Origin of the sequence: Labrenzia sp. 011 (assembly GCF_003075075.1) — a bacterium.
Lineage (GTDB): Bacteria > Pseudomonadota > Alphaproteobacteria > Rhizobiales > Stappiaceae > Roseibium.
In genome coordinates this window covers 99,464-109,662 of the sequence record NZ_QCYM01000016.1, presented here as the reverse complement: position 1 = coordinate 109,662, position 10,199 = coordinate 99,464, and the positions used below count along the sequence as shown (strand labels likewise).

Sequence of the window (10,199 nt, the reverse complement as noted above, 5' to 3'; positions counted from 1 at the left end):
GTTCTGCTTTTAGACCATCACCATCCACCGAGAGGGTTACTTGAGCCCAAACCGCAGATGCGGTGAGCACCGTCCCAAAAAACAGAAACGTAGCTGCCGCTGTTAATGGGGATGAGCGATCTTGCAACTGATAGATCTTTGGTGAGTAGTAGATAATGTAGATACCTGCAAAGATTGCTAAGGTTCTAAGAGTTGTGTCCCATACCTTGAAATCTATTTCCATGACGCGGCTCCTCAAATGCATCCATAGGTAGATTAAATTGCGCAAAATCCTATCGCAATAGTATTCGTAAATACGCAGGTTTTCTGCATGGGGTATCCGCGTAGAACGCGCAATCTATGTATTTGAGACAGGTATTTTACACGCGTCGTAAGCGTGTTCTCGCTGGGTAATCATCCCCAAATAATTAGCCTTGTCGCCGGAGCGTTGCATCATGTGTGACATTTGATGGATGGGATGGGATGGGAGCACGGTTCAAGAATGCCATTGGTTCCACAGGCTGGGAATTTCAGCGACTACTAAAACCCGGTATGCGGCAACACATGATGTTCAGCAGGTGATACAAGGGTACTAATCAAGGCGCAGGCGCAGTGTAGCGCATTGGAAGGGCTTCGATTAATTTAACTGCGGCGGCGACGCCGTCAATGATGGGGATCTTGAATTTATCACAGAGGTCCTCGGCCAGATCCGTCATTCCGGCGCAGCCAAGCGCAATGGCGCCTATGTTGTCTTCTGCCAGGGCCGCCGTGATTTCTGCCTCGATCCTTGATCGCCCTGCAATGCCATTTTCTTCCAGGGCGAGGACCGGGACTTCCGAGGCGCGAACCTTCGCGCATCGCGCCATCAAACCGATCTGACGCAAATTGCCCTCCAGAACGGGAATGGATACCGACAGCGTCGTCACCACCGAAAACCGCACAGCACTTAATGACGCCATGTGATAAGCCGCCTCTCCAATGCCCAGAACCGGGACAGGACATCGTTGCTTGAGCTCCCACAGCCCTGTGTCATCAAAACATGCAATGATGATAGCATCCACATTCCGGGGACCAGCAAGCCAGTCGTCGACGAGCCGATAGAGACCCGGGAGTGCAGCCCACCCGTCTTCCGGTCCTTGAATGGCTGCCGGGCCGGCCTCCGGATTGACCGCTGTAATCTGGATATCCGGACCGGCTGCGGCACGGGCGGCCTGCCTGATTTTTTCTGTCATCGAAGCGGTGGTGTTGGGGTTGATGACCAGTATGTGTCTATCTTTTCCCATCTCGGGCCTGCTCATACCAGGCCCGAACCGGCATCAGTGCCGCTCTTTGCCTGACGTTTGCGCATGAAAACAACAATGGTCAGGAACGTACCGATGATGAAGAATGAGAAGACCGTGGTCAGCGTACCCAAGGCATAGAGCACGGGTGAGGTCACATTGGTCGTCATGCCGAAGATTTCCAAGGGCAATGTGTTGTAGGAACCTGCCGTCAGAAGTGTTCGAGCGAATTCATCGTAAGACAGCGTGAAGCCGAACAGGGCCACACCGATCAACATCGGGGCAATGATCGGCAGAACCACATGGCGAACAGTTTGCCAGGGCGTGGCGCCCAGGTCACGGGCCGCTTCCTCATAGGATTTGTCGAAGCGGTTGAAGACCGCGAACATGATCAAAAGCCCAAACGGCAATGTCCAGGTCAACTGAGACCCAAAGCCTGATGTCGCCCAGTGCACTTCCAGATCCAGAATGTTGAAAATCAGGCCGACACCGAGCGAGACCAGGATTGATGGAACGATCAGGCTTGCAATGATCAGGTAGAACAGCATGGAGGACCCGCGAAATTTCCGCCGGAACGCCATGCCACCCATTACGGAAAGAACCACCGTCACGCTCATGACCATCAATCCAAGGGCGAAGGAACGCCGGAAAGACCCCCAGATGTCTCCGACCGCCTGCTGCTCGAACAAATCATAAAACCAGTGCAGCGAGACGCCGTTCATCGGAAAGGTCAATCCACCCTTGGGCCCCTGAAAGGACAGGATGCCGATTGTGATCACCGGGCCATACAGAAAGATCACAAAGAGCGCGAAGAAGGCGGAAAGAACATAGAAGGAGCGCGACCGGGGTTCCATGGATCAAAGCTCCTTGCGAATGTCGACAAAGCGCATCATGACGCCAATCATCAGAAGGACGGTGCACAGAAGCACCACGGATGAGGCGGCGGCTGCCGGATACTGCAAAAGCGCGATCTCGTTGGAAATGATCCGGCCAACGGACGCGCTTTGCCCGCCCGACATGTGGCGTACGGTAATGAAATCCCCCATCACCAAAGTCACGACGAAGATCGATCCGATCATGATGCCGGGTTTGGCCAGAGGGATAATGACATTGGTCAGGACCTGAAGGCCACTTGCACCCGCATCCCTCGCTGCTTCAATCAGGGATTTGTCTATCCGCATCATGGTGTTGAAGATCGGCACGACCATGAACAGCGCGTATAGGTGCACAAAGGCGAGCACCACGGCGAAATCGGAATAGAGCAACCATTCCAGGGGCTCGTCAATGACACCAAGACTGATCAGGCTGGAGTTGGCGATGCCGTTGCGCCCCAGAAATGGAATCCAGGAGATCATCCGGATGATGTTCGAGGTCCAGAACGGAATGGTGCATACCAGAAACAGCGCAACTTGAACCGGTAGGGAGCGAACGTGAAAGGCCAGAAAATAGGCCACGGTGAACCCGACACCTGCACAAAAAATCCAGGTCAGGACCATGAACTTCAGTGTTTTCAGGTAAGTCGCCCACGTCACAGCTGATGTCAGGTGGTAAACGTAATTGTCGAGGATGAAATCGGGAAAGAACGACCACTCGTTGAAGTCCCAGAAGCTGACCGTCACGATGGTCAGGATCGGCAACAACAGAAAGAACCCAAGAACGCAGCTCAGTGGTGTCACCAGCATCCAACTGATGCGCTCGGCGCGTTTCGACGGGTCAATCTTCTTTGTCTTCGTCATGTGGTCAGGCCTGCCCGGAAAGGAGTGGTGCCCCTGCCCGGCAGCCCGCCGGACAGGGATGGTCGGAGTTCTCTATGCTGCCGTCAGGCAGCGATGAACTCGTTCCACTTGCGAACCATGTAACGGTTTTCGTCCATAACTGCGTTCCAGCAGGCAACAGAACCCATACGGTCGTAGAAGGAGCCGCCATCGCGAACGGCGCCGGCTTTTTCCATGACATCGCCAAATGGGTTCTTGATGTCGTTCTTAGCTGCCTTGCCCTCGAACCAGTAGCCCCACTCGTCTTCAGACATGAAGTTCTTTGAGGTTTCCGGTACAGCGGAATAATAGCCCTGACGCATCAGGAAGCCGCCGACCCAGCCATCGAGATACCAGTTGATGTACTCATAAGCTGCGTCCAGTTCGAGACCGGAGAGGTTCTTGGAAAGACCAAGACCGCCGCCCCACGAACGGTAGCCTTCTTTCAGCGGCTGATAGACACAAGGAATGCCCTTCGAACGCACGGCCGTGATTGCCGGAGACCACATGGACTGAATGACCACTTCGCCGGATGCCATCAGGTTGACACTCTCGTCGAAGGATTTCCAGAAGGCGCGGAACTGGCCATTTTTCTTGGCTTCCGTGAAGATACCGAGCGTCATGTCGATCTCTTCTTTGGTCATGTTGCCTTTGTCCGGGTATTTGTATTCACCCATCGCTTCGACAACCATCGCCATGTCCATGATGCCGATAGAGGAGATGTCGAGAATAGAGGCCTTGCCCTTGAATTCCGGGTTCAGCAACTCGGCCCAGCTATCAATCGGACGACCGATGAGATCCGGGCGGATTCCAAGCGTATCGGCGTTGTAGATGGTCGGGATCAATGTCATCCAGCCGGATTCCTCGGCAACAAAGTCCTTGCCGTTCGGGCCTGATGTAAAGCCAACGGTATGCGGAGCAGTTCCCTGTGCGATAACGCTTTCAGGGGTCAGTTTGCCGCTTTTGAATATGCCGACGATCTTGTCGTAATTCTTGATCTTCGAGGTGTCCATTGCCTGCATGTTGCCGGCACCCCAGACCTTCTTGCAGATCCAGTATTCAATGTCGGCGATGTCGAAGGATTTCGGCTGGGTAGCGGCGCGCTGGGTCACGCTGTCACTGTCGAGCGCCGTCATCTCAAGCGTGAAACCCAGGTCTTCTTTCACCTTGGCGGCGACTTCGTTGATGTTGGAAACACCGGTACCAAACTGGCGCAGTGTCACATCCTTGATGTTTTGCGCCCAGATGGTCGGAAATCCGGTCACCGCGCCCGAACCGATAGCGGCACCAGCGGCGGCGGCGCCACCTTTCAAGATGCTGCGACGGCTTAGGCCTTTGGTGTCTAGCTGCTTGGTCATGATTATCTGCTCCTGTTCCCTGAGAAGGATTTTGTTCCGGCGTCCCCTGCCGGCATTCCAGACGGCTTAAGCCGCCAACGCATGGGCATCCTCCGGCTTCCAGGCAAGGAAGACGGTGGAGCCGATTTCAATTGGGTCTGTGAAGAAGGCGGTGTCGGACAAGGCCGCAGTCAGTTCACCTGCGCTGCCTGCATCAAGCGCCAAATTCACCGAAGAGCCCAGATATTCGACGTCCTTGACAGCAGCGGTCAGCATTGCGCCGCCTTCGCCAGGCTGACGGCGGACATCCAGTTTGTCCGCCCTGACAGCTACGGAGGCGTCGCCAACTTTCAGAACGTTATGACCACCGATGAACTTGGCAACAAACTCGGTCGTCGGCGCATTGAAGACCTCACGCGGCGAACCCGCCTGCTCGATTTTACCGCCATTCATGACAATGATGTCATCCGCCAGGGCCAGAGCTTCGTCTTGCGAATGGGTTACGTGAATGAACGAGATCGCGAGTTCACGCTGCAAGCGTTTCAGCTCCAGACGCATCTTTATGCGCAGGAAAGGATCGAGCGCAGAGAGCGGTTCATCGAGAAGAAGAACGGACGGCTCGGTGATCAGGGCGCGCGCCAGCGCGACACGTTGTTGCTGTCCCCCCGACAGTTGATCGGGAAGCCGGTCGGCAAATGGCACCATGTCGACAAGATCAAGCAGTTCCATTGCCCGCTTCCGGCGCGCAGGTTTGTCGACACCCTTCATTTTCAAGGAAAAGGCAACATTGTCGACAACGCTGATATGCGGGAACAAGGCATAGTTTTGAAACATCATAGCCGTGCCACGCCCGGCCGGCGGCAAATCCGTGATGTTTGCACTGCCCAGAAGGATGTCGCCGTCACTGACTTGTTCGTGCCCGGCAATCATCCGCAATGTCGAGGATTTTCCGCACCCCGATGGACCGAGCAGGCACGAATAGGTTCCTGACTTGAAAGTGTGATTGATGGCATCCACGGCTACGGTTTCATTGTACCGCTTGGTGGTCGCGACAAGTTCCAGGTCAAGTGGGTTGGTCATAGGCTCGGGTCTCGGATCGACTGACAATTTCGCCAGCTCTAACGCAATCACCGTGCCAAGTTGGTCTTTTCCCGGTTTTCAGCCGTTTTTGGAAGAGATCGGTCAATCCAACAGCATGACGGGCCTTTTAAGTGCACAATTAAGTGCACAATTTATAATCATATCGAATACATTATGTATAATTATTGTATACAATTAAGATTGTGTCTCCGGGCAACCGGGATATGATAACCCTGCACCAGGACCCGGCGCCAAATTGAGCCTGCAGAACGATAGACAATGCCCGACAAAAAAGACACCCATCGCCTCCACGATTTGTTCCAGCTCCCTCCAGGGCGCACACTCGACATTTGCCTGAAACTCCACACAGCCATCCTGGAACATCGGCTCGCGCCGGGAACAAAACTGTCTGAAGATGAAGTTGGTGAAATTTACGGCACCAGCCGAACGGTGGTGCGAGCTGCGCTGCAGGCCTTGGCACATTCCGGCTTGGTCAAGATCGCCAAAAACCGGGGAGCATTTGTTGCAAAGCCGAGCATTCGCGAAGCCCATGAGATCTTTGAAGCGCGGGCCCTCATTGAACCGCGTGTCGCACGCATGGCAGCAAAATCCATCTCGGAAACGGATCTGGAGCGCTTGCGGGCACATATAGATGCCGAGCATGAGGCTCTTCATGCCGGAGACATGGGAAAGGCCCTCTCCCTGTCGGGGGCGTTTCACACTGCAATTGCCGACATTGCCGATCAGCAGGTTTTGGCCAACATGGTCCGCTCGCTGATTTCCCGCTCCTCCCTGATCATCGCAATGTACTGGCAGCGGCCTGACACAGCCTGCGAAAGCCACTCGCACCATGCCCTGTTAAAGGCATTCGCCGACCATGACGGCGACGCAGCAGAGGAAATCCAGAAAAGCCATCTGATCGACCTTCATTCAGGATTAAACCTCGTTGAAGCTCAACAGCAGGACAAGTCATTAAAGGATATCCTTCGGGCCGGATGACGGTCATGTAATTGCATGACTTTTCAAAACAATTTCGCCGGCCCACATCCAAACGACCAGAACAAAGGGGCGTGTCGCCGCGAAGCTGAAATTGCCATCTTCGAATATATCAATGGCTTCTACAAACCGCGCCGAAGGCACTCGGCCTGTTCAGTTGTCCCTTTCGGATTATGTGCGCTGTTTCAATTCCGTCCAGGGTCGCACTTGCCGAATGGAACGCTTTAAAGCCCATCATCGGCCAGGTCAGCTTCCTGATGAACCGGTGGTCCTGTTCGACAATGTTGTTCAGGTATTTGACCTGAAGGATGTCGATGAAGGACCACCAGAAACCAAGGACAAGCAGGTGGATATTGATGTTTATCAGCCCTGCCAGATTGGCGTCGCTCTTGTCCAACACAACCTTCTCGGGAAAACCAATGTTTCCGATAGACTTGTCGAGGAAGGCCGTGGCTGCCGCTTCATCACGGGTTTCTGACAGCATGAAATCGACCGTATCTCCGTGCTTGTCGACGGCCCGGTAGAGATAAACCCATTTGTCCCGGACCTTGATGTAGGTCTCATCTATTATCCAGAAGGAACAAACCGGCCGCTTTCTGGCTTTGGCCTTTGCATCGATTGCCGGGCTGTACCGAACGACCCAGCAGTTCAGTGTTGCATGGTCCACAGAGGTGGTCCTGGAATTTCGACCAGTTTTCCGCCGGGCCAAGCTATAGCATGGGTTTCGTTTCAGGCGGCAATCTTCAGGTCTGGGCCTTGGCTATCATAGGCCTCGTCTGGAGTCAGCAGCCCGTGCGATGAGTGCGGGCGCCTCTCATTGTAACAAGTGATCCAGGCGCCTATTCCCTCACGGGCTTCAGAGCCGGTCTCGAAAGCGTTCAGGTAGTTTAGGGACCGCCAGAAGCGCTCGATCATCCGATTATCGATCCAGCACCCGCAACCGTCCTTCGGGATCTTCACCTTCGCGTCGTGCAGCACGTCAGTGAAGTCGATGCTGGTGAATTGCGAGCCCTGGTCGGAGTTGAATATCTCGGGCGGGCCGTATCTGGCCAGCGCCTCCTTCAGTGCCTCGACGCAGAACCCGGCATCCATGCTGTTCGACAGCCGCCAGCTCAGAACTTTCCGGCTATGCCAGTCCATGACCGCCACGAGGTACAGGAAGCCCCGGCGCATCGGGATATAGCTGATGTCGGCTGGGGCGAGGCGCCATCATCATCACCGTTCCGATGCCATCAACCCACACCACTTCGGACAAACGTTCGCTATGTGTTCGTCGTCAGCTAATTTGAGATACCCTGCTGACCGACCAACATACGTTGGCAATGTCGTGCGCAGACCTTCTGACTTTCCGCGTTACGGTCGGCGCCCCCAGTAGTTTCAAACAATCGTTCACCATATTGACTTGGACTGAGCGGTAGACGGCCGCCTCTTTTGTCAATCGTCTCGTGATGCCGTCGAGCAAGGCACGCTGCTGCAGATGGTTCGCTGACGTATTGCCGATCAGAGCGATGAAGAGTTTAACTCCCGACAGCAAGTGCCTTTCCCTCAGCAGCCCAAAGTGCCCCGCGGCGAATGATTTCCGTCACTTGTGGCACCTTGAGGTCGTCCAGCTCATGACCGATCGAACAGTAAAAGACGCGGCCGTTGTCCCAGCGTCGTTTCCAGACCACCGGAATGACCGTGCCCTCGATCCACCACAGGTGGTCGCCGGAAAAGGTCGTCGTTGCCAGGACTTCGTTGGAGGGATCGGTCAGCATGAAATACTGCTCGGTCTTCAGCCGGAAACTCTTTATGCCCCGGACGATCGGGTCGGCAGGTCGGCAGATGGTGACGTCGTAGTCGATGTAGTCCTCACGGGGCTGCAGATTGTCTGGCCAGCCGGGTGGATGCGCGACGAACTGGCCACCAATCAGGAAATGGTAGGTGGGGCGGTCACGGAAGGCATCGCCCATGTGACCGTGCCAGCCGGCAAGGCCGCAGCCATTGGCAACCAGTTTCAGAAGCCCGTCCTCCTGTGCCTTGGTCATGTTGCCGAATTCCTGTTGATGTCCGGAGCGCGCTGAGGACCAGATCGGCGTGATCAGGTCGACGTCCGCGAGGTCGTCCGGCCGCTCCAGCGGCTCCATCGTGTCGTAGACATCGACGTCAAAGCCGTTGTCCTTCAGGAGCGCTTCGTACCAGTCGCTGAAAGCTGTCGGTGTATGGCCTTCCCAGCCGCCGACAAAAAGCACTGCTTTCATTTCAGACCTCTTTTCACAAATGACAGGATGGACGCCATGTCGCGTGCGTCGTAGCCGGCGTCGCCGGCGGCCTTCAGGACCGCCTGGTTGAGCTCCGCCTGGGGCATCACCACGCCGCTGGCGCGGGCAAGGTCGAGCGCAAGACCAACATCCTTGCGGGCAAGCGCCACGGTGAAGCTGATATCGTGGGCAGCTTCATCGAGGTAGAGCCCCTTGCGGTAGGAAAGGACGGGGGCGGCGACGGCGGAGTTCTCCAGTACCTCGTAGGCGGCTTCCGGATCGATCCCCGCTGCAGTCGTGAGCGACAAAGCTTCAGCAAGGGTCTGATTGAGTCCGTGGATCAGCATGTTGACGCCGAGTTTCATGGCGGCGCCTGCGCCGGCTTTGCCCAGCCAGATCGTCCGTTTGCCCATATCTTCGAACAACGGTTCGAGGTCCGGCGTGCTGCCGGCCGCGGCGCCCGCCATGATCAGCAGCTGTGCGGCTTCAGCTGCCTGGGTTGCCCCGGAGACCGGCGCATCGACGAACTGGAGTCCGGAGGCCGTCATGACTTCATGGAGCTCCAGGGTTTTCCGGACAGAGATGGTGCCCATTTCGGCGAAGACCTTTGCGCCGCCGGCCGCCTTCAGGAACCCGTCCGGACCGGAGTAGACTGCATCGACGGCGTCGTCGTCCGCCAGCATCGATATGACCACGTCCGATTGTTCGGCGAGCGCGCGGGGCGTTGCCGCGCTGGAGGCACCGTGTGCACTGGCGAAGGACTCCGCCTTTTCCGCCGTCCGGTTCCAGGCGATGACCTCGTTTCCCGCTCGGGCCAGATTGGCGGCCATGCGCACGCCCATCCGGCCAAGTCCCCCAAATCCGACCCGCATCAGGCCACCTTGTCGGGAATGATGCCGGAAATCGCCTGGATGAGATTGTCTTCCGTCACCTCGTCGGAGGTGAAGGTCCGGATGATCTCAGCGGTGCATCTGGCGCAGCCCGTCGCTCGACAGATGGCATCCAGGTTCTTGCCCACCGACTGAGTGTCGTGTGATCGGGCACAGGCAGATCCAGTCCCATCAGCGCAAGCACCGAACTTAAAAGACCTTCGCTTTGGCGCAGTCGCAGGCCGAATGCCATACCCAGCATCAACGTCGTCTCAATGGCCAGATCAGAGTAAAGCGGCTGGCCTCCACGCGTCTTGCGATGCGGGGCAGTCCAGCCCGCCAAAGCTTCCGGCGTCATCCAAAGGGTCAACTACCGCGGCGGCGAAGGCCCACCTCATACTCCGCCCAGTTCGTTACCTTGAACTTCATCTTGCCGATGTGATGGCGGCGACTGGCGTTATGTTTATACGGCATGCTGGACCAATCAAGTTGGTTTCGATCGCAACCGAATAAGCAGAAATCATTGAATTCTTATTCATGCACCAAAGCCGCGATCAACCAAACCGAAACCAGATCAACAAGTTGGCAATCCCCGCGGGGCTATTCACTTTCAATCGTCTTCGAGGCAGATTAGATCTTTGCATCGGAACCGCCGTGGTCGATC

Annotated in this window: 10 protein-coding genes and 3 pseudogenes; 1 reads left to right on the top strand and 12 read right to left on the bottom strand. The window is 56.0% G+C overall.

Annotated elements, in window-relative coordinates:
- The 6 genes from DCO57_RS23330 to DCO57_RS16705 all read right to left on the bottom strand — a co-directional run.
- Positions 1–223 (bottom strand): hypothetical protein (locus DCO57_RS23330; RefSeq protein WP_133192694.1); only part of this gene is annotated, 223 nt, incomplete at its 3' end.
- A 352-nt stretch (positions 224–575) separates the two neighbouring features.
- Entirely contained in the window at positions 576–1,262 is a 687-nt protein-coding gene (locus DCO57_RS16725; RefSeq protein ID WP_116700056.1) for an aspartate/glutamate racemase family protein, read from the bottom strand.
- Positions 1,263–1,273: 11 nt separating this feature from the next.
- Complete coding sequence (locus DCO57_RS16720; protein ID WP_116700040.1) at positions 1,274–2,113, bottom strand: ABC transporter permease; 840 nt, start codon at positions 2,111–2,113, stop codon at positions 1,274–1,276.
- 3 nt (positions 2,114–2,116) lie between these two features.
- Positions 2,117–2,995: an ABC transporter permease gene (locus DCO57_RS16715; protein ID WP_116700039.1), complete on the bottom strand. Its 879-nt coding sequence runs from the start codon at positions 2,993–2,995 to the stop codon at positions 2,117–2,119.
- An 83-nt stretch (positions 2,996–3,078) separates the two neighbouring features.
- Positions 3,079–4,371, bottom strand: coding sequence for an extracellular solute-binding protein (locus DCO57_RS16710; protein ID WP_116700038.1), 1,293 nt, complete (start codon positions 4,369–4,371; stop codon positions 3,079–3,081).
- 66 nt (positions 4,372–4,437) lie between these two features.
- Positions 4,438–5,430: an ABC transporter ATP-binding protein gene (locus DCO57_RS16705; RefSeq protein WP_116700037.1), complete on the bottom strand. Its 993-nt coding sequence runs from the start codon at positions 5,428–5,430 to the stop codon at positions 4,438–4,440.
- 279 nt (positions 5,431–5,709) lie between these two features.
- On the opposite strand from DCO57_RS16705, the gene DCO57_RS16700 reads away from it, so the two are divergent.
- Complete coding sequence (locus DCO57_RS16700) at positions 5,710–6,429, top strand: GntR family transcriptional regulator (protein ID WP_116700036.1); 720 nt, start codon at positions 5,710–5,712, stop codon at positions 6,427–6,429.
- A gap of 133 nt (positions 6,430–6,562) precedes the next feature.
- Here DCO57_RS16700 and DCO57_RS16695 read toward each other — a convergent pair.
- The 6 genes and pseudogenes from DCO57_RS16695 to DCO57_RS16675 all read right to left on the bottom strand — a co-directional run.
- Positions 6,563–7,096: pseudogene (locus DCO57_RS16695) on the bottom strand (IS6 family transposase); the annotation flags it as partial.
- Between the two features lie 59 nt (positions 7,097–7,155).
- Positions 7,156–7,620, bottom strand: a pseudogene (locus DCO57_RS16690) (DDE-type integrase/transposase/recombinase); the annotation flags it as partial.
- A gap of 323 nt (positions 7,621–7,943) precedes the next feature.
- Positions 7,944–8,666: a ThuA domain-containing protein gene (locus tag DCO57_RS16685; protein ID WP_116700034.1), complete on the bottom strand. Its 723-nt coding sequence runs from the start codon at positions 8,664–8,666 to the stop codon at positions 7,944–7,946.
- A complete protein-coding gene (locus tag DCO57_RS16680; RefSeq protein ID WP_116700033.1) occupies positions 8,663–9,538 on the bottom strand; it encodes an NAD(P)-dependent oxidoreductase in 876 nt (291 codons plus the stop codon). The genes DCO57_RS16685 and DCO57_RS16680 overlap by 4 nt, the downstream gene beginning before the upstream one ends.
- Positions 9,538–9,684, bottom strand: coding sequence for a hypothetical protein (locus DCO57_RS23570; RefSeq protein ID WP_165814761.1), 147 nt, complete (start codon positions 9,682–9,684; stop codon positions 9,538–9,540). Before DCO57_RS23570 ends, DCO57_RS16680 begins: the two co-directional genes overlap by 1 nt.
- Positions 9,669–10,009, bottom strand: a pseudogene (locus DCO57_RS16675) (transposase); the annotation flags it as partial. The pseudogene DCO57_RS16675 and the gene DCO57_RS23570, both read right to left, overlap by 16 nt.
- Positions 10,010–10,199 lie beyond the last annotated feature (190 nt).

Bases quoted from the DNA above. Each gene is read 5' to 3' on its own strand.
- DCO57_RS16680 (WP_116700033.1), bottom strand. From the start codon at position 9,538: ATGCGGGTCGGATTTGGGGGACTTGGCCGGATGGGCGTGCGCATGGCC.
- DCO57_RS16720 (WP_116700040.1), bottom strand. From the start codon at position 2,113: ATGGAACCCCGGTCGCGCTCCTTCTATGTTCTTTCCGCCTTCTTCGCG.
- DCO57_RS16700 (WP_116700036.1), top strand. From the start codon at position 5,710: ATGCCCGACAAAAAAGACACCCATCGCCTCCACGATTTGTTCCAGCTC.
- DCO57_RS16705 (WP_116700037.1), bottom strand. From the start codon at position 5,430: ATGACCAACCCACTTGACCTGGAACTTGTCGCGACCACCAAGCGGTAC.
- DCO57_RS16725 (WP_116700056.1), bottom strand. From the start codon at position 1,262: ATGGGAAAAGATAGACACATACTGGTCATCAACCCCAACACCACCGCT.
- DCO57_RS16685 (WP_116700034.1), bottom strand. From the start codon at position 8,666: ATGAAAGCAGTGCTTTTTGTCGGCGGCTGGGAAGGCCATACACCGACA.
- DCO57_RS16710 (WP_116700038.1), bottom strand. From the start codon at position 4,371: ATGACCAAGCAGCTAGACACCAAAGGCCTAAGCCGTCGCAGCATCTTG.
- DCO57_RS16715 (WP_116700039.1), bottom strand. From the start codon at position 2,995: ATGACGAAGACAAAGAAGATTGACCCGTCGAAACGCGCCGAGCGCATC.